General features: G+C 73.4%; 18 protein-coding genes. 7 read left to right on the top strand and 11 right to left on the bottom strand.

What is annotated here, in order from left to right; all coding sequences use genetic code 11:
* Positions 1–27 precede the first annotated feature (27 nt).
* The 4 genes from IE274_RS30960 to IE274_RS30975 form a co-directional block, all read right to left on the bottom strand.
* The gene (locus IE274_RS30960; protein ID WP_190119233.1) at positions 28–1134 is read right to left on the bottom strand and encodes an acyl-CoA dehydrogenase family protein; all 1107 of its coding nucleotides are present in this window, start codon (positions 1132–1134) and stop codon (positions 28–30) included.
* Positions 1131–2324: an acyl-CoA dehydrogenase family protein gene (locus IE274_RS30965; protein ID WP_190119234.1), complete on the bottom strand. Its 1194-nt coding sequence runs from the start codon at positions 2322–2324 to the stop codon at positions 1131–1133. Before IE274_RS30965 ends, IE274_RS30960 begins: the two co-directional genes overlap by 4 nt.
* Positions 2321–3298, bottom strand: a complete 978-nt coding sequence (locus IE274_RS30970) for an NADPH:quinone oxidoreductase family protein (RefSeq protein ID WP_190119235.1) — start codon at positions 3296–3298, stop codon at positions 2321–2323. The genes IE274_RS30965 and IE274_RS30970 overlap by 4 nt, the downstream gene beginning before the upstream one ends.
* 123 nt (positions 3299–3421) lie before the next feature.
* On the bottom strand, positions 3422–4111 hold the full coding sequence (locus tag IE274_RS30975) for a helix-turn-helix domain-containing protein (RefSeq protein ID WP_229909921.1): 690 nt from the start codon (positions 4109–4111) through the stop codon (positions 3422–3424).
* Between the two features lie 133 nt (positions 4112–4244).
* Here IE274_RS30975 and IE274_RS30980 point away from each other — a divergent pair, with 133 nt between their 5' ends.
* Positions 4245–5225, top strand: a complete 981-nt coding sequence (locus tag IE274_RS30980) for an SDR family oxidoreductase (protein ID WP_190119236.1) — start codon at positions 4245–4247, stop codon at positions 5223–5225.
* 127 nt (positions 5226–5352) lie between these two features.
* Here IE274_RS30980 and IE274_RS30985 read toward each other — a convergent pair whose 3' ends face one another.
* The 3 genes from IE274_RS30985 to IE274_RS30995 all read right to left on the bottom strand — a co-directional run bounded on the left by IE274_RS30985 (position 5353) and on the right by IE274_RS30995 (position 8375).
* Positions 5353–6189, bottom strand: coding sequence for an enoyl-CoA hydratase/isomerase family protein (locus IE274_RS30985; RefSeq protein ID WP_190119237.1), 837 nt, complete (start codon positions 6187–6189; stop codon positions 5353–5355).
* Between the two features lie 65 nt (positions 6190–6254).
* Positions 6255–7013, bottom strand: coding sequence for a PIG-L deacetylase family protein (locus IE274_RS30990; protein WP_190119238.1), 759 nt, complete (start codon positions 7011–7013; stop codon positions 6255–6257).
* Between the two features lie 60 nt (positions 7014–7073).
* A complete protein-coding gene (locus tag IE274_RS30995) occupies positions 7074–8375 on the bottom strand; it encodes an alpha/beta fold hydrolase (protein ID WP_190119239.1) in 1302 nt (433 codons plus the stop codon).
* 204 nt (positions 8376–8579) lie between these two features.
* Here IE274_RS30995 and IE274_RS31000 point away from each other — a divergent pair, with 204 nt between their 5' ends.
* Genes IE274_RS31000 through IE274_RS31015 form a run of 4 tightly spaced genes read left to right on the top strand, consistent with a single transcriptional unit; the run spans position 8580 to position 12734 of the window.
* A complete protein-coding gene (locus IE274_RS31000) occupies positions 8580–9335 on the top strand; it encodes a (Fe-S)-binding protein (RefSeq protein WP_190119319.1) in 756 nt (251 codons plus the stop codon).
* On the top strand, positions 9332–10867 hold the full coding sequence (locus IE274_RS31005) for a lactate utilization protein B (RefSeq protein WP_190119240.1): 1536 nt from the start codon (positions 9332–9334) through the stop codon (positions 10865–10867). Before IE274_RS31000 ends, IE274_RS31005 begins: the two co-directional genes overlap by 4 nt.
* Positions 10864–11520: a LutC/YkgG family protein gene (locus tag IE274_RS31010; protein ID WP_190119241.1), complete on the top strand. Its 657-nt coding sequence runs from the start codon at positions 10864–10866 to the stop codon at positions 11518–11520. The genes IE274_RS31005 and IE274_RS31010 overlap by 4 nt, the downstream gene beginning before the upstream one ends.
* 50 nt (positions 11521–11570) lie before the next feature.
* Positions 11571–12734, top strand: a complete 1164-nt coding sequence (locus IE274_RS31015; protein ID WP_190119242.1) for an ABC transporter ATP-binding protein — start codon at positions 11571–11573, stop codon at positions 12732–12734.
* A gap of 329 nt (positions 12735–13063) precedes the next feature.
* Here the strand turns inward: IE274_RS31015 and IE274_RS31020 are convergent, their stop codons facing one another.
* The 4 genes from IE274_RS31020 to IE274_RS31035 all read right to left on the bottom strand — a co-directional run bounded on the left by IE274_RS31020 (position 13064) and on the right by IE274_RS31035 (position 15944).
* Complete coding sequence (locus IE274_RS31020; protein WP_229909938.1) at positions 13064–13966, bottom strand: ABC transporter substrate-binding protein; 903 nt, start codon at positions 13964–13966, stop codon at positions 13064–13066.
* 140 nt (positions 13967–14106) lie between these two features.
* Positions 14107–14784 carry an ABC transporter permease gene (locus IE274_RS31025; RefSeq protein ID WP_190119244.1) on the bottom strand — a complete coding sequence of 226 codons (678 nt, stop codon included), beginning with the start codon at positions 14782–14784 and terminating at the stop codon, positions 14107–14109.
* Complete coding sequence (locus tag IE274_RS31030) at positions 14781–15461, bottom strand: ABC transporter permease (RefSeq protein WP_190119245.1); 681 nt, start codon at positions 15459–15461, stop codon at positions 14781–14783. Before IE274_RS31030 ends, IE274_RS31025 begins: the two co-directional genes overlap by 4 nt.
* 117 nt (positions 15462–15578) lie before the next feature.
* Positions 15579–15944 (bottom strand): cupin domain-containing protein, encoded by a 366-nt coding sequence (locus IE274_RS31035; protein ID WP_190119246.1) that lies wholly within the window; start codon positions 15942–15944, stop codon positions 15579–15581.
* Positions 15945–16168: 224 nt separating this feature from the next.
* On the opposite strand from IE274_RS31035, the gene IE274_RS31040 reads away from it, so the two are divergent.
* Positions 16169–17185 carry a peptidyl-alpha-hydroxyglycine alpha-amidating lyase family protein gene (locus IE274_RS31040; RefSeq protein WP_190119247.1) on the top strand — a complete coding sequence of 339 codons (1017 nt, stop codon included), beginning with the start codon at positions 16169–16171 and terminating at the stop codon, positions 17183–17185.
* Between the two features lie 154 nt (positions 17186–17339).
* Positions 17340–18350, top strand: a complete 1011-nt coding sequence (locus IE274_RS31045; RefSeq protein ID WP_190119248.1) for a LacI family DNA-binding transcriptional regulator — start codon at positions 17340–17342, stop codon at positions 18348–18350.
* Positions 18351–18434: the final 84 nt, after the last annotated feature.

The raw sequence follows: 18434 nt of genomic DNA on the forward strand, positions 1-18434 counted from the left end.
CTATACGACCTTGGGCCTACGACCAGGTCAGGGCGTTGCGGGCGCCTGGAGGTCGACCAGGTCGGCCAGTTCCTCGCGGTGCCGTCCGGCCGTGCCCAGGGCGATCGAGTCGGCCTTGGCCCGCTTCAGGTACAGATGGACGGGGTGCTCCCACGTCATGCCGATACCGCCGTGCAGTTGGAGCGCCTCCTCGGCGGCACGCACCGCCACGGGGGCCGCGTAGGCCTGCGCGAGGGCCGCCGCGAGGTTCGGCTCGTCGCTGCCGGTGGCGAGGGCGTCGGCGGCGTGCCGGGCGGCGGCGCGGGTGTTGACCACGTCCAGCCAGAGCCCGGCGAGGCGGTGCTTGAGCGCCTGGAAGGAGCCGACGGGCCGGTTGAACTGGTGGCGCTCCTTCGTGTAGCGGACGGTTTCCGTCAAGCACCATTCGGCGAGGCCGAGTTGCTCGGAGGCGAGCAGCCCGGCTCCGGAGCGCAGGCCGAGGCGGACGGCCGCTTCCGCTTCCGCCGCGTCGGCGAGCAGGCGCGCGGGGGCCGCGTCGAAGGTGACGACGGCGAGCGGGCGGGTGCGGTCGAGCGAGGTCCGCGGAGTGACGGTGACGCCGTTGCGGCCGGTGTCGACGGCGAACAGACCGGCCTCGGACAGGACGAGGAGGACGTCGGCGGCGGCCGCGTCGGCGACGCCGGTCACCTCGCCGTGCAGGGCACCCCCCTCGTACCGCACCCGCGCGAGCGCGGCGCCCGGCGCGGTGGCGAACGGCACGGCGAGCGCGCCGACGGTGCGGCCCGACGCGAGCGCGGCGAGGAGTTCCGCTGCCGCCTCGCCGGTGCAGGCGAGCAGCGTCTCGGTGGCGACGACAGCGCTCGTCAGATACGGCACCGGCGCCACCGCGCGGCCCAACTCCTCCAGGACCACGGCCGCTTCGCGGTGCGTGGCGCCCTGCCCGCCCCGGTCCTCGGGCACCAGGAGACCGGCGAGGCCCATGCCGTCGGCGAGGGCCTTCCACAGCTCGCGGTCGTGCGGCTGCTCCGACTCGGTGCGGGCGAGGACGGTGGCCGCGTCGCAGCGGTCGGCGAGGAGGGAGCGGACGGCGGAGCGGAGCGCCTCCTCTTCCTCCGTGTACAGCAGGTCACTCATCGGGAAAGGTCCTTCCAGGCGACGTCCTTGTCGGTACGCGGTTCCGGCGGCAGGCCGAGGACGCGCTCGGCGACGATGTTGAGCAGCACCTCGCTGGTCCCGCCCTCGATGCTGTTGCCCTTGGAGCGCAGATAGCGGTAGCCCGCCTCGCGCCCGGTGAAGTCGACCTGGTCGGGCCGCCGCATCGTCCAGTCGTCGTACAACAGGCCTTCGTCGCCGAGGAGTTCCACCTCCAGACCGCTGATCTCCTGGTTGAGGCGGGCGAAGCCGAGCTTCATGCCGGAGCCCTCGGGTCCTGGCTGGCCCGCGACGAGCTGCTGGCGCAGGCGGTCGCCGGTGAGCCGGGCGACCTCCGCCCGCACCCAGAGGGTGAGCAGGCGCTGGTGCAGGTCGTGGGTGCGCAGTCCGGGGCGTTCGCGCCAGGCCGCGGCGACGGGGCCGATCATGCCGCCCTCGCGGGGGATGCGCATGCCGCCGATGGAGACGCGCTCGTTCATGAGGGTGGTCTGCGCGACCTTCCAGCCGTCGCCGACCGCGCCGAGGCGGCGGCTGTCGGGGATGCGCACGCCGGTGAGGAAGACCTCGTTGAACTCGGCCTCGCCGGTGATCTGGCGCAACGGCCGCACCTCGACGCCGGGGTCGGTCATGTCGCAGATGAAGTACGTGATGCCGCGGTGCTTGGGCACGTCCGGGTCGGTGCGGGCGATGAGGATGCCCCAGCGGGCGACGTGCGCGCTGGACGTCCACACCTTCTGCCCGTCCACGGCCCAGCTCTCGCCGTCACGGACGGCGCGGGTACCGAGCGCCGCGAGGTCGGATCCGGCGCCGGGCTCGCTGAACAGCTGGCACCACACCTCCTCGCCGACCCACAGCGGCCGCAGGAAGCGGCGCTTCTGCTCGTCCGTGCCGAAGCCGAGGATGGTGGGCGCGGCCATGCCGAGGCCGATGCCGATGCGGCGCGGGTCGTTGTCGGGCGCGCCCGCGGCCTCCAACTCGGCGCCCACCACGGCCTGGAGGGAGCGCGGGGCGCCCACGCCGCCGAGGCCCTCGGGGTAGTGCACCCAGGCGAGTCCGGCGTCGAAGCGGGCTTTCAGGAAGTCGGTGCGGTCCGTGGCCGCGGGCGGGTGCTCGGCGAGCAGGGCCCGGGTGCGGCGGCGGAGTTCGGCGGCGTCGATCGCGGAGCCGGTCATGCGGTGGCCTCCTCGGGGAGTGTCGGCAGGACGACGACGCGGCCGGTGGTGGTGCCGTCGGCGACGCGCTGGACGGCCGCAGCGGCTCCGCCGAGCGGCACGCGTGCGCTGACGAGCGGCTTGACGGCGCCCTTCGCGGCCAGCTCGGTGAGGCGTTCGTGGCACTCCAGGACGGCGCGCGGGTCCTTGGTGTTGTACAGGCCCCAGTGCAGGCCGACGATCGAGTAGTTCTTCACCAGGGCGTGGTTGAGGGCGGGCGTGGGGATGGCACCGCTCGCGAAGCCGACGACGAGGATGCGGCCCTCGAAGGCCACGCACTTGGTGGACTTGGCGTAGGCGTCGCCGCCCACGGGGTCGTACACGACGTCGGCGCCCCGGCCGCCGGTGGCTTCCTTCACGGCGCCCACGATGTCGTCCGCGCGCCGGTCGACGACCAGGTCGCAGCCGAGCCCGCGGGCGACCTCGGCCTTGTCCGCGCCGCCGACGACGCCGATGACGCGGGCGCCCGCCGCCTTGCCGAGCTGCACGGCCGCGCTGCCGACACCCCCCGCGGCCGCGTGCACGAGCAGCGTCTCGCCCTCCTTGAGGTGCGCGCGCCGGTGCAGGCCGAACCAGCCGGTCTGGTAGCCGATGTGCAGGGCGGCGGCCTCCGCGTCGTCGAGGGCGTCCGGCGCGGGCAGCAGGGCGGCGGCGTCCGCGACGGCGTACTCGGCGAGGCCGCCGTGCGGCAGCGCCGGGTTGGCGATCACGCGCCGCCCGTCCTCGGTCTCGCCGCAGATCTCCACCCCCGGCGTGAACGGCAGCGGCGGGGTGATCTGGTACTGGCCCCGGCACAGCAGCGCGTCGGGGAAGTTGATGTTCGCGGCACGGACCTTCAGGAGCACCTGCCCCGCGCCGGGCACGGGCCGCTCCGCCTCTTCGAGCCGCATCACCTCGCCCGGCTCGCCGTTGCGGTGTACGTGCCATGCGCGCATGCGGGGCCTCCACGCTGTAGTCGACCGTGCTCCGAAGGCATACTAAGCGGTCGCTTGCCCGAAAGGGAACAGGGCGGCACCCGCGCGACCCCTCCCGGCGCGGCCGCTCCCCCACCGGGGCGGCTACTCCTCCTTGGCGCCCTTCGCGGCGGGCCGCGCCCGTACGTGCATCCGCTCCCCCTGCGGACCGAAGAGGCTCAGGAACTCCACCGGCCCCTCCCCCGTGGACCCGAACCAGTGCGGCACCCGCGTGTCGAACTCCGCCGCCTCGCCGGGGCCGAGCACCACGTCGTGCTCGGCGAGGATCAGGCGCAGCCGCCCCGACAGGACGTACAGCCACTCGTAGCCCTCGTGGGTCCGCGGATCCGGCTGGGTGGAGCGCGCGGGCTCGATGACCTTGTACGCCTGCAGCCCGCCGGGCTGCCGGGTCAGCGGCACCATCGTCCGCCCGTGCCGCACGATCGGCTTGGCCCGCACCCTCGGGTCGCCCACCGGTGGGGCGCCGACGAGTTCGTCGAGGGGCACCTGGTGGGCGCGGGCGATGGGCAGGAGCAGTTCGAGGCTCGGCCTGCGACCGCCCGACTCGAGCCGGGACAGGGTGCTGACGGAGATGCCGGTGGCCTCGGAGAGCCCGGCGAGGGTGGCGCCGCGCTCCTTGCGGATCTTCCGGAGCCGGGGGCCGACGGCGGTGAGGACCTTGTCGGTGTCGTCGCCGGAGTCGGGGCCGGGAGTGGACCCGGCGGCGTCAGCGGCGTGGACGGTGTGAGCGGAGTGATGCGTGGCGGCGGCGTCGGCCTTCTTTGCGCTTCCCATGCCCCCATTGCAGAATCAGCAAGCCGATATGTCAATCCGGCACCTTCGGGACACGGAGGGCCACCCCCCCGCTCCCCTCGATGCCCCTCGATACCCCTGGAGCTTTGCGCCCCGCCGCGCTATCGATGCGCCCATGACGAGCGACGGCACACAGCGGCCCGCCCCCGGCCGGACACCCGCCGACGGCACCCGCACACCCCCACCCCCCGGCCTCCCCGCCCCACCCCCACCCGGCGCGAGCGCCCTGCCTCCCGGCACCTTCGACGGCACCGTCGTCCTGGTCACCGGCGGCGGCAGCGGCCTCGGCCTGGCGATCGCGGCCGAATTCGCCCGGCTCGGCGCGGACCTGGTGATCGCGAGCCGGAGTGCGCCCCGCCTGGCCGCGGCTCGCGCGGAGCTGGCCGCGCTGGGCGGGCGCGTGGCGACCGCGGTGTGCGACATCCGCGACCCGGCCCGCGTCACCGCCGCGTTCGACGCCGCCGAGTCCGCGTACGGCCTGCCCGGCGTGCTGGTGAACAACGCGGCGGCGAACTTCCCCGTGCCCGCGGAGGAGATGTCCCCCAACGCCTGGCGCGCGGTCCTGGACGCGACGCTCACCGGCACGTTCTTCATGACGCGCGAGTTCGCCCGCCGCCATCTCGCACTGGGCTGCCCCGGCTCCGTCATCAACATCGGCGCGTCCTACGCCTGGACGGGCGGCCCCGGCTTCGCGCACAGCGCGGCAGCGAAGGCGGGCGTGCGGAGCCTGGTCGAGACGCTGGCGGTGGAGTGGGGACCGTACGGCATCCAGGTCAACGGCCTGGTGCCCGGCCTGATGCCGCACGCGGACATGACAGCGGACATCCGCACCGGCCTCGGACCCGACGACGCCCTGGCCACCCGCCAGCCCGCCCTCCGCGTCGGCGCCCCGCGCGAACTCGGCTGGGCGGCCACGTTCCTGGCCTCCCCCTACGCCCGCTTCATCACCGGCCACACCCTGGTGGTCGACGGCGCGAACTGGCAGCGGCGGGCGCTGGTGAACCCGCCGGTGGTGCCGGTGCGGGAGCAGTTGGGCCGGACGTCCCCGGTCGGCCCGGCGTCCCCGGCCGACCGGGGCGGAGGCGCACCGTCCTGACACGGGACGGGACGCGCACCCTCCCGACACAGCGCGGGACGCACGCACCCTCCCGGCCCAGCGCGGGACGCGCGCACCCTCCCGACACAGCGCGGGACGCGCTCGCTCCCGACACCCCACAGCCCCCTCACTTCCCCCCGAACTCCGCCTCCCGCCCATCCGTCTTCGCCGCGAACCCCTCCCCCACGTCCTCCGACGTCAGCGTGACCGACGCGGCCAGCGCCACGCGGTCGAGCGCCCGGCCGAGGCCCGCGTCCGCGTAGGCGTCGATGTCGCGCTTGACGCCGCGTACGGCGAGGGGCGCGTTCGCGGCGATCTCGGCGGCCACCTCGCGGGCGGTCGGGTCCAGGTCGGTGCGGGGGACGACGAGTTGGGCGAGGTGGAGGCGTGCCGCCGTGGGGGCGTCGATGCGGCGGCCGGTGAGAGCGAGGTACTTGGCCCAGCCCGCGCCCGCCTCCCGGGCGATGCGCAGGTCGCCGCCCGCGTCGACGGTGACGCCGAGCTGGGCCTCGGGGAGCGCGAACACGGCGTCGTCGGCGGCGATCCGCACGTCGGCCATGAGGGCGAGTTCGAAGCCGAAGCCCAGGCAGTAGCCCTGCACGGCGGCGACGACGGGCTGCGGCAGGCCCGCGAAGGCGCGGAAGCGTTCGTGGGCCCAGCGGATGCCCTCGTAGTAGTTCGCGGTGCGCTCCGCGGCCGAGCGGCCCGTGATGGCGCCGCCCGGCGCGGAGATGTCAATGCCCGCGCAGAACGCCCGGCCCTCGGCCCGCAGCAGGACGGCGCGGATCGACGCGTCGAAGCGGATGCGGTCGGCGTACAGGCCGAGTTGGCGGGTGGACTCCCAGCTCCAGGCGTTGAGCCGGGCGGGGCGGCAGAGGGTGAGGACGCCGATGCCGTCCTCGACGTCGAGGCGCAGTCGGCGCTCCGCACCCTCCGGGATGTCCGTGCTGACGGTGTCGATCACCCGGTCCGACCTCTTCCCGCGCCGACGGTACGTTTCTGACGTACCGTCAGCCTACGGGCGGGGGCTCAGCGGCTGAAGACCTCGAACGCCACCGCGGGCCTGCCGCCGAAGCGCGGCGCGAGCTGCTCGGCGAAGCCGGTGAGGAACGTGCGGCAGTACTTCTCGGGGTCCTCGTCGGTGAGGACCTCGATGTACGCGCGGTGTTCGAGCAGGGACTGCACGGCCCGCTCCAGACCGGGTGTCGCGTCCACCGCGTGGGTCGGCGCGTTCGTGCCCGCGACGGCGACCCAGCGGACCCCGTTCCACGGTTCGAGGCCCTGCTCGGTCAGCTCGGGGAAGATCCAGCGGTTGCCCGCGTCGGACGCGGCGTCCAGCGTGGCGCGGCCGACGGCGACGTGGTCGGGGGTGTTCCAGGCGACACCGCCCCAGGTGTCGCGGTGGTTGAGGGTGATGACCAGCTCGGGCCTGTGCTTGCGGATGGCGGCGGCGATGTCGCGGCGCAGCGCCGTGCCGTACTCGATCACCCCGTCCTCGTGGTCGAGGAACTCGACGGTGTCCACGCCGACGACGGCGGCGCCGGCCCGCTGCTCCCGCTCGCGCAGCGGCGCCGCCTCGGCGGGCGCGAGGGTGTCGATGCCCGCCTCGCCGCGCGTCGCGAGCACGTACACCACCTCGCGCCCGGCGTCGGTCCACGCGGCGATCGCGCCGGAGCAGCCGTACTCCAGGTCGTCCGGGTGGGCGACGACGGCGAGGGCCCGCTGCCAGTCCTCGGGCATGGGGGCGAGCTGCGTGGGCTCGGCGGCACTGTGCTGCTGGTCCGTCATGGCCGCAGCCTAACCGTGCGCGCCGGGCTCCACGAGGTCGCTTCACCAGGTCACACGAGGTCAGATCTCGCCGCGCACCAGGCCGATGAGCCGGTCGAGGACCCTCGGCCCGCTCACCCGCAGCCCGTCGTGCTCGTACTCGTCGGTGACCCAGGTGCGCAGCCCCCGGATCGTCCGGGCGGTGCCCAGGGAGTGCTCGGTGTCGACGAACAGGTCGTCGTGGTAGACGGCCGCGGCCACCGGGACCTCGTTCGCGGCGAGCCGCGCCGGGTCGTACAGCGCGGGCCAGTCGACGCGTTCGGCCAGGAGGTCGGCCGTCTCGCGCAGCGGGCGCAGGGCGGGGTCGGAGTCGAACATCCAGCGCTGCACGGCCTCGCCGGTGAACAGCGGCGGGGCGCCGTCCGCGAGGCTCTTGCCCGCCTCGAAGCGCGGGAACTCGGCCCGCACCCGCTCGGACGACCAGGCGGTGGGCCGCCCGCCCTGGGCGTAACAGGCCTCGTGCAGCAGGGCGTACAGCGGCGCGGCGGCGTACGACAGGATGCCGAGGACGGCTTCCTGGAAGGCGTCCGACAGGGCGTGGCCCGCCGGGGTCCGCACGAAGGCGTCCTCCAGGAGGTAGTGCAGGCGGTGGGTGCCGTCGCCGGTGCCGAGCAGGATGCCGAGGGACTGGAAGGCCTCGATGGTGAACCGGTAGCCGCCGGGCAGGACGGGCTCGTGCTCGGCCACGTACTCGGCGACGCGGCGGGCCCGTTCGGCGTCCTCGGGGTAACGGGCGTAGTGGGCGAGGGACTTGCGCTCCATGCGCGGGTACGCGGCCCGGTACACGTCGTCGGCGTGGCCGTCGAGCGTCGGCAGGCCGCCGGTGAGCAGGGCCGCCGACAGTCCCTCGGGCGCGGTCGACAGGTAGTGCGTGGCGCAGAAGCCGCCGAAGCTCTGGCCGAGAACCGTCCACGGGGCGCCGCCGGTCACCTCGGCCCGGATCGCCTCGCAGTCGCGCACGATCGCGTCGGCGCGGAAGTGCGCGAGGTAGTCGGCCTGTTCGCGCGGTCCGCCGCGCAGCGGCAGCGTCTGGCGGTTGGCGGGGGTGGAGCTGCCGGTGCCGCGCTGATCGAGCAGCAGCACCCGGTAGTCGCGCAGCGCGCGCCCGAGCCACGCCTGCTTGCCGCTGAACCGGTTGGCGCCGAAGCCGGGCCCGCCCTGGAGGTACACCAGCCAGGGCAGCTCCGCGTCCTCGCGCCCCGCGGCGACACACTCCCGCGCGAACACCTCGATCCGCTCACCACCGGGCTCGTCGTGATCCAGCGGCACACTGAACCGCCGGTCGGTGAGCACGACTCCGGGCTGCCGATAGCTGACGCTCAACGCAACTCCTCCAATGTTCGGGTCGACGGTCCGTGCCGGGCGACCGTCACGGCCCGTCCGGCGATGACGGACGAGCCCTTGAGGCGATCACTTCAGCCCCGTCCGACGGGAAGGACAAAGACCAGGGCACCCCCTCCCCAGAGGCGCCCACGCCAGATTACGCTGCGGGGGAAAGCACCGATGATCTACAAGGAGGAACCAGCGTTGCGCGTCGCCCTCTTCCTGACGTGTGTCAACGACACGCTGTATCCAGACACGGGCCGCGCCGTGGTGAAACTCCTGACCAGGCTGGGTGTGGATGTGGACTTCCCGCTGGCGCAGACCTGTTGCGGCCAGGCCCACTACAACACCGGGTACCGACACCAGGCCGAGCCGCTGGCCCGGCATTTCTCCGATGTATTCGGTGAGTACGACGCCATCGTGACGCCGTCCGGGTCGTGCGGGGCGATGGTGCGGGAGCTGTATCCGCGGATGGGCGAGCGGGCGCGCGCCGAGGGGCGGGGCGACGGGCTCGCCCGGACGCTGGCGCCCGTGGTGCCGAAGACGTACGAGCTGACGGAGTTCCTGGTGGACGTGCTCGGCGTGACCGACGTGGGCGCGTACTACCCACACACGGTGACGTACCACCCGACCTGTCACGGCCTGCGTTCCCTGGGCCTCGGGGACCGGCCGACGCGGCTGCTCGCGGCGGTGCGGGGGCTCGACCTGGTGGAGCTGCCGGGGGCGACGGAGTGCTGCGGCTTCGGCGGCACGTTCTCCGTGAAGAACTCCGACGTGTCGGCGGCGATGGGCACGGACAAGGTGCGGGCCGCCGAGTCGACGGGCGCGGAGCTGCTGTGCGCGGCGGACAACTCCTGCCTGATGCACCTCGGCGGCACGATGGCGCGGCTGCGCACGGCGATGCGGCCGGTGCACCTCGCGGAGATCCTGGCGAGCACGGAGAAGGAGCCCTGGTCATGAGCGGCACGTATCTCGGGATGCCGGCCTTCCCCGCGGCGGCGCGCGACGCCGTCCGCGATCCGACCCTGCGCGCCAATCTGCGCCACGCCACCCACACCATCCGCGAGAAACGCGCGAAGGCCGTCGCGGAACTCGACGACTGGGCGCGGCTGCGCGAGGCCGGACGGCAGATCAAGGACCACACGCTGCGCCACCTCGGCGACCATCTGGTGCGCCTGGAGGAGAAGGTGACGGCGGCGGGCGGCACCGTGCACTGGGCCGCCGACGCGGACGAGGCCAACCGGATCGTCACCGATCTGGTCCGGGCCACCGGCGAGCGCGAGGTGGTCAAGGTCAAGTCGATGGCCACGCAGGAGATCGGCCTCAACGAAGCCCTGGAGGCCGCGGGCATCCGCGCCTACGAGACCGACCTCGCCGAGCTGATCGTGCAGCTCGGCGAGGACCGCCCTTCGCACATCCTCGTACCCGCCATCCACCGCAACCGCGGCGAGATCCGCGACATCTTCGCGCGGGAGATGGAACGCTGGGGCCGCCCCGCCCCGGACGGCCTGACGGACGCGCCCGCCGAGCTGGCCGAGGCCGCCCGGCTGCATCTGCGGGAGAAGTTCCTGCGCGCCAAGGTCGGCGTCTCGGGGGCGAACTTCATGGTCGCCGAGACCGGCACCATGGTGATCGTGGAGTCGGAGGGCAACGGGCGGATGTGCCTGACGCTGCCCGAGACGCTGATCTCCGTGGTCGGCATCGAGAAGGTCGTGCCGACCTGGCGGGACCTGGAAGTGTTCCTGCAGACCCTGCCGCGCTCCTCGACGGCCGAGCGCATGAACCCGTACACGTCGATGTGGACCGGTACGACGGACGGCGACGGGCCCGCCGCCTTCCACCTCGTCCTCCTCGACAACGGCCGCACCGACACCCTCGCCGACGACGTCGGCCGCCAGGCCCTGCGCTGCATCCGCTGCTCGGCCTGCCTGAACGTCTGCCCCGTCTACGAACGGGCCGGAGGGCACGCCTACGGCTCCGTCTACCCGGGCCCCATCGGCGCCATCCTCAGCCCCCAACTGCGCGGCACCGCCAGCGAGATCGACGCGTCGCTCCCCTACGCCTCCAGCCTCTGCGGCGCCTGCTACGAAGTGTGCCCGGTCGCCATCGACATCCCCGAAGTCCTGGTGCACCTGCGCGAACGCGTCGTCCAGGGCGGCGAGTTCACCCGCCACGGCGCGAAGACGACCCTCAGGCCCGCCCGCGGCCACGCGGCCGAACGGGCCGCCATGCGCGCGGCGGGCCTGGTCTTCGCCCGGCCCGGCCTGCTGCGGGCCGGGCAGCGCCTCGCCGCCCGCACCCGCCGCGCACACCCCCGGACGCTGCCGGGGCCCGGCCGGGCGTGGAGCGCGACGCGGGATCTGCCGACGGTGCCCAAGGAGCCGTTCCGGGACTGGTGGCAGCGCACCCAGGGGCATACCACGGGATCCGCGGACGCGTCCGGCGCGGCATCCGCCGAGGGACGCACCGATGACGGGAAGGCGGGCGCATGACCTCCAGGGACATCATCCTGGGCCGTATCGGGCGGGCCCTCGGGCCGGTCCCCGACGAGCCGTACGACACGGCCGTCGACCGGGACTACGCGCGCGTGCACGGCGAACGCACCGCCGAGCAGACCGTCGACCTGCTCGCCGAGAACCTCGCCGACTACCGGGCGCTCGTGCACCGCACGGACCAAGCGGGCCTGCCGGACCTGCTGCTGCGGCTCCTGTCCGGGCGCGGCGCCCGGCACGTCCTCGTGCCGCCCGCCCTGCCGCCGGAGTGGCTGGCCGCCGCCGATCCGGTCCGCGTCCACGACCGGGCCGCGGCCGGTGTCGACGAGCTGGACCGGGCCGACAGCGTCGTCACCGGCTGCGCGGTCGCCGTCGCCGAGACCGGCACCCTCGTCCTCGACGGCTCCCCGGACCAGGGCCGCCGCCGCATCACCCTGATCCCCGACCACCACATCTGCGTCGTCCGCGTACCCGGCCAGGTCGTCTCCTCCGTCCCCGAGGCCCTGGAGCGGCTCGACCCGCTTCGGCCCCTCACCTGGATCTCCGGTCCGTCCGCGACCAGCGACATCGAACTCGACCGCGTCGAGGGCGTGCACGGGCCGCGCACGCTGGAGGTGGTGCTGGTGAGCGGGAGCCCCGGAGCGGGCGCCTGAGCGGTCGCCGCGCGTGTGCGGGGACGATCACGCGCGGTTAGCGTGAGGGAATGATCCGGTTCGAGCAGGTGACCAAGCGTTACCCGGACGGCACCACGGCCGTGGACGACCTCTCCTTCGAGGTCGCCGAGGGAGAGCTGGTCACGCTCGTCGGCCCGTCCGGCTGCGGCAAGACCACCACGATGATGATGGTGAACCGGCTGATCGAGCCGACCTCCGGCCGCATCTACGTCAACGGCGAGGACATCGCCGCCGTCGACCCCGTACGGTTGCGGCGCCGCATCGGGTACGTCATCCAGCAGGTCGGCCTCTTCCCGCACCGCACCGTCCTCGACAACACGGCCACCGTGCCCGCCCTCGTCGGCTGGAAGCGGGCCAAGGCGCGGGCGCGCGCCGCCGAACTCCTCGACCTGGTCGGCCTCGACCCGAAGACGTACGGCACGCGCTACCCCGAGCAGCTCTCCGGCGGGCAGCGCCAGCGCGTCGGCGTGGCCCGCGCGCTCGCCGCCGACCCGCCGGTGCTCCTGATGGACGAACCGTTCGGCGCCGTCGACCCGGTGGTCCGGGAACGGCTGCAGAACGAGTTCCTGAACCTCCAGCGCACCGTCCGCAAGACCGTCCTGATGGTCACCCACGACATCGAGGAAGCCGTACGGCTCGGCGACCGCGTCGCCGTGTACGGGCAGGGGCGCATCGAGCAGTTCGACACGCCGGGCGCCGTGCTCGGCACCCCCGCCACACCGTACGTGGCCAGGTTCGTCGGCGCCGACCGCGGCCTGAAGCGGCTCTCGGTCACCGCGATCGAGGTCGACGACCTGGAACAGCCGCCCGTCGCCCGCCTCGACGAATCCGCCGCGCACGCCGCGGCCCGGCTGCGCGGGGACGACGCCCGCTGGGCGATGGTCCTCAACGAGGGCGGCGATCTGCACGGCTGGGTCGGCGTCGACGAGGTCGCCCTCGCCGGGGACGACGCCACCGTCGGCGACCTGGCGCACCGCATGAACGCCTGGGTGCCCGTCGGCGCACCCCTGAAGCAGGCGTTCGGCGTGATGCTCCAGCACGACGCCGGCTGGGTCGCCGTCGTGGACGGCGCCCGCTTCGTCGGCGTCCTCACCCCGGCGAAGCTGCATGAGGCGCTGCGGCGCTCGGTGGACGCGGATGCCCACGGCGTGGGGCGGGGGGACGTGGAGTTCGACTCGGTCGCCGACGCGTAGCGCCTGGCCGGCGCGGGGTGGGCGGGGGTCCCCTGCGGGGGGCTCTTGGCTGCGCCAGGGCTGGGGTTTGTCTGGTGGCTTTCGTTTTTTGGCTGCGCCATGGCTGAGGGGTGTTTGGCACCGCCGGAATGCTTGTGGGGGGGGTGTTCACCGTTGCGGCGGAGAAGGGAGCCCCGTCCGGGGAGCAGCGGCCAGCGGCCAGCGGGCAGCGGGCAGCGGGCAGCGGGCAGCGGGCAGCGGGCAGCGGGCAGCGGGCAGCGGGCAGCGGGCAGCGGGCAGCGGGCAGCGGGCAGCGGGCAGCGGGCAGCGGGCAGGCGTAACTGCGGGAGCTACAGCAGGTTCTTGGTCTCCAAGTACTTCTTCGCCACGTCCTCCGGCAGGCGGCGCCAGCTGTCCACCTGTCTGTTGAGGTCCGCCAGGTCCTTCGTCGTCAGGACCGTGTTGAGGCGGGCCAGGGCCCGGGAGACGCCCTTGCTGCCCGCGCGGGAGCGGTTGACCACCGGGACGATGTAGTCGGCGTTCTGGAGGTGCTTGTCGTCGGCCAGGAGGACCAGGCCGAACTCGTCGAGCGTGGCGTCCGTCGTCGTGGTGAGCACCATCTGGTCCTGGCCGCTCTCCACCGCCTTCTTGGCCTGGGTGGTGCCGACGCCCTTGGGGTCCACGCCGGTGACGTCGATGCCGTAGACCTTCTTCAGGCCCGGTTCGCAGTACGGGCGCTGTACGCATTCGTCGCCCGCGGCGAGCCGGACCTTCAGGCCGGACTCGCCGAGGTCGCTGAGGGACTTCAGGCGGTGCTCGCGCGCGTACGCCGCGGTGACGGCGAACGCGTTCTGGTCCACGGCCCGGCCGGGGTCGAGGACGGTGAGGCCGCGGGGTGCGGCGAGCTTCCGCAGGGCCTTCATGGTGGTGTCCAGGTCGGGCGAGCCGACGGGCTTGGCGTCGGCGCCGTTGACCTTCGCGTTGAGCCAGTCGGCGAACGTGGCGGCGTACTCGGGTACGACGTCGATCTGCCCGGACTCCAGGGCGGGTTCGTACAGTTCGCGGTTGGCGACGGACAGGATCTCGGTGCCGTACCCCGCCTTCCTCAGCAGCAGGGAGTACATCTGCGCGAGCAGGTCGCTCTCCGTGAAGCCCGCGGAGCCGACGACGAGGTGCTTGCTGTCGCCGGGCGGCGCCGTGACCGCGTCCTGGTTCTCCAGGGTCGGGCCCGAGTCGCAAGCGGAGGCGAGCAGCGCGGCGGCCGCGACGAGGACGCCGCAGCGGAGGCGGCGAGCCGGGCCGCGCCCGCCGCTCGGCCCGCGCGCACGACCCACACGGCCCACTCGGCCCACTCGGCCCACTCGGCCTATGGGGCTCACTGCCCTCACCCCACTCACCCCTTCCCCGTCTTCCGCGCCCACCCGGGCGCCAGCCGCTCGACGGCCTCGAAGACGCCCTCGACCAGGAGGGCGAACACGGCGACGAGCACCGCGCCCGCCACCACCTGCGGCGTGCTGGCCAGGTTGAAGCCGGCCGTGATGATGCGGCCGAGGCCGCCGCCGCCCGCGAGCGCGGCGATGGTCGCGGTGGCGACGAGTTGGACGGCCGCGATGCGGACGCCGCTCATGATCAGGGGCAGGGCGAGCGGCGCCTCGACCCGCCAGAGCATCTGCCGTCCCGTCATGCCCATCCCGCGCGCGGCCTGCACGACGCTGCGGTCGACTCCGCGCATGCCGACGTAGGCGTTGGTGAGGAGCGGTGGCACGGCGAACAGGACCAGGGCGACGACGGTGGGCCCCTCGCCCCACTTGCCGAGCGGGGTGAGGAGGAGCAGCACCAGGACCGCGAAGGTCGGCACGGCGCGGCCGACGTTGGAGATGTTCACGGCGAGCGCGCCGCCCCTGCCGAGGTGGCCGAGGACGAGGGCGACGGGCAGCGCGATGAGGCAGCTGATCAGGAGGCAGACGACGGTGAGGACGAGGTGCTGGCCGAGCCGGTGCCAGATGCCGTCGTCGCCCGCCCAGTGCGCGGAGTCGGTGAGCCAGTCCCAGGCGTCGGTGAGGGTCTTCATGCGCGGGCCGCCCTCGTCCAGGGCGTGAGCAGCCGTTGTACGCCGAGCAGCAGCAGGTCGGCGAGGACGGCGATGAGCACGCAGAGCACGGAGGCGGTGAGGACCTGGGCCTTGAAGTAGGTGTTCATCCCGGAGTAGATGAGGTTGCCGAGCCCGCCGAAGCCGACGATCGCGCCGACGGTGACGAGCGAGACCGCCGAGACGGTGGCGATGCGCAGGCCCGCCATGGCGGCGGGCAGGGCGAGCGGCAGCTCGACGGTCAGGAGCAGCCGGATCGGGCCGTAGCCCATGCCGCGGGCGGCCTGCCGGGTGTCCTCGGGCACGGCGCGCAGGCCCGCGAGGATGTTCCGGACGAGCAGCGTCAGCGAGTACAGGACGAGCCCGGCGACGACCAGCGTCGAGGAGAGGCCGTACACAGGAAGCAGCAGCGAGAACATCGCGAGCGACGGGATCGTGTAGAGGACCGTGGTGACCGCGAGGACCGGTCCGGCGGCGAGGCCCCAGCGGCGGGAGACGACGGCAAGGGGCAGGGCGATGACGAGGGCGATCAGGACGGAGACCGCGGTGAGCTCCAGGTGCTGGAGCACGGCGTCGGCCAGGATCTCGCGGCGGGTGCTCAGGTACTCGCCGCAGATCCATTCGTTGCGCGCGAGGCAGTCGTCCGGGGGCGCGGTCACCTGTCCATTCCAGCGGGCCGCACAGGGGACGGCACCTGGTACTGGACCGTACGGGGTGGGGCGCCGCCGGGGCCGTACGACTTAGCCGTACGACTTGGCCCTACGGCTTGCACGGAGCTACTCATCCGCCGCCTTCGCGTACTCCTGCGCCATGCCTCCCGCGAAGTCGTAGACCACGACCGGCTCCTCGCCCACGACCCAGGCATCGTGTCCCGGCGGGCAGACGAAGACATCGCCCGGACCGACTTCGCTCTCGCCGCCGTCGTCCATGCGCAGGTGCATCCGCCCTTCGACGACATAGCCGTTGTGGTGAATCCGGCAGCTCGCGGTCCCCGCGATCGGACCCACGGACTCGGACCAGCGCCAGCCGGGTTCGAAGGTGCCCACAGCGAAATCCAGCCCTGTGAGATGGACGGCTTCCAGGTGACCGCGCGGGAAATCACGCCGCTCATCCGGTTTCTCGACCGCCTTGACCTCGATCATGACGACTTCCTCCGCTCTGGGGACGTCACGTTCTCGGGCCAGTTGCCGCCGGGGGCTCCACGGCCGATGCCATCGCCAGCCGACCCCTTCACTCCATCGTCCGCCTGTCAACCCGGGGACGCCACCTGGGGGACTGCCCGCGGACGCGGTGAGCGGCCGCCGCCCTCTGTCGCCCGGCCGTGCGGCCGTCCTATGATCCGGACCCGCTCGTCCTGGGAGGACCCGTGGCTGTCGGACCCGCGACCGCTGAGACCGTCTACGAACCCGTGCCGTACTGGGCCAGGATCCCGCACGGAGTGTGGCTCAAGGAGGCCACCTCCGTCGCCGTGGACTCCGAGGACCGGGTCTACGTCTTCAACCGCGGCAACATGCCCGTCCTCGTCTTCGACCGGGACGGGCAGGTCGTCGACATGTGGGGCAACGACACCCCGTTCGCGGGGACCGAGTTGTTCGAGGACCCGTACGGCAACACGATGCCGCGCTGGCAGGGCTGCCGGTTCCAGCGCGCCCACGCCGTCACCGTCGACCACGAGGACCACCTCTGGCTCGTCGACGACATCGGCAACCGCGTCACCAAGACCGACCGGAAGGGGAACACGCTCCTGACCCTCGGCACCGGCCGCCCGGCGCCGTTCCAGAGCGGCGCGCCCTTCAACCGCCCCACCGACGTGGCGATATCGCCCCGGACCGGCGACATCTTCGTGTCCGACGGCTACGGCAACTCGCGCGTCCACCGCTACGACGCCGAGGGCACCCATCTGCTGTCGTGGGGCGGTCCCGGCACCGACGAGGGCCGGTTCAGCCTTCCGCACGGGGTAGCGCTGTTCGGCGACGACGCGGTGATCGTCTGCGACCGCGAGAACCACCGCGTCCAGGTCTTCTCCCTCGACGGCGGGTTCCGCACGTCCTGGCACGCCCACAAGGCGGTCGCCGTCTGCGCGGGCCGGGGCGCCGACACCAACGTGTACGTCGCCGAGCAGGGGCCACCGCCGGTGCAGCGGGGCGTGCCGGGCCTCGGCCACAAGATCCAGATCTACGACCGCGCGGGGCGGCTCGTCACCCGGTTCGGCGCCGAACTGCCCGGCGAGGCCCCGGACCAGTTCAACTGGCTGCACAGTGTCGCGGTGGACTCCGAGGGCAGTGTGTACGCGGCGGAGGTGTCGTACGTCGAGGTCGGCAGCAAGCTGACGCCGCCGCGGGAGCTGGTGAGCCTGCGCAAGTGGCGGCGGGTGCGGGGCTGATCCGCGGCAGGCGGTCCCGCGCGGCCCTCGCCACCGTGCACAGTCATACGCGGGCGCACGCCGCCGTACGCCGTCAGGACGCAGTCGTAGACCGCCGTACGCAGTCGGGCCGTTCACGCAAACGGACCGCAAGTCTTGCGCTAATCTTGCGCGCATGACGCGACGACTTGCTCAGGTGGCGAAGAAGGTCGGGGTCAGCGAGGCCACGGTCAGCCGGGTACTCAACAACAAGCCGGGGGTCTCGGAGTCCACCCGGCAGGCCGTCCTCTCCGCCCTCGACGTGCTCGGCTACGAACGGCCCACCCAACTGCGCGGCGAGCGCGCCCGCCTGGTGGGGCTCGTCCTGCCGGAGCTGCAGAACCCGATCTTTCCGGCGTTCGCCGAGGTGATCGGGGGCTCGCTCGCCCAGCAGGGGCTCACCCCGGTGCTGTGCACCCAGACCAAGGGCGGCGTCTCCGAGGCGGACTACGTGGAACTGCTGCTCCAGCAGCAGGTGTCGGGCGTCGTCTTCGCGGGCGGCCTGTACGCCCAGGCCGACGCGCCGCACGAGCACTACAAGCAGCTCGCCGCGCGCAACATCCCGGTGGTCCTGGTGAACGCGGCCATCGAGCACCTGGGCTTCCCCGCCGTCTCGTGCGACGACGCCGTGGCCGTCGAGCAGGCCTGGCGCCACCTCGTCTCGCTCGGCCACGAACGCATCGGCCTGGTGCTCGGACCCGCCGACCACCTGCCCTCGCAGCGCAAGCTGGCCGCGGCCCGCGCGCTGGCCGAGGCGGCGGGCGGGCCGCTCCCGGAGGAGCGGGTGGCGCGGGCGATGTTCTCGCTGGAAGGCGGCCAGGCCGCGGCGGCCCGGCTGCTCGACTCCGGTGTCACCGGCATCGTCTGCGCCAGCGACCCGCTCGCTCTCGGCGCCGTGCGGGCGGCCCGCCGCCGGGGTCTGGTGGTGCCGCGCGACGTGTCGGTGGTCGGCTTCGACGACTCCGCGTTCATGAACTGCACCGAGCCGCCGCTCACCACCGTCCGCCAGCCGATCGAGGCCATGGGCCGGGCTGCGGTCGAACTCCTCACCCTGCAGATCGCGGGCAGCACGGTGCCGTCGGGCGAGCTGCTCTTCGAGCCGGAGCTGGTGGTGCGGGGATCCACGGCACAGGCGGCGCGCGACTAGACGTGGCGCCCGGCTGATCCCGTAGACGTGGCGCCCGACTGATCCCGGCCCGATCCGAACCCCTCCTTCCTGACAGTTGAATAT

The sequence above is a fragment of the Streptomyces flavofungini genome (assembly GCF_014650815.1).
Classification (GTDB): Bacteria; Actinomycetota; Actinomycetes; order Streptomycetales; family Streptomycetaceae; genus Streptomyces; species Streptomyces flavofungini.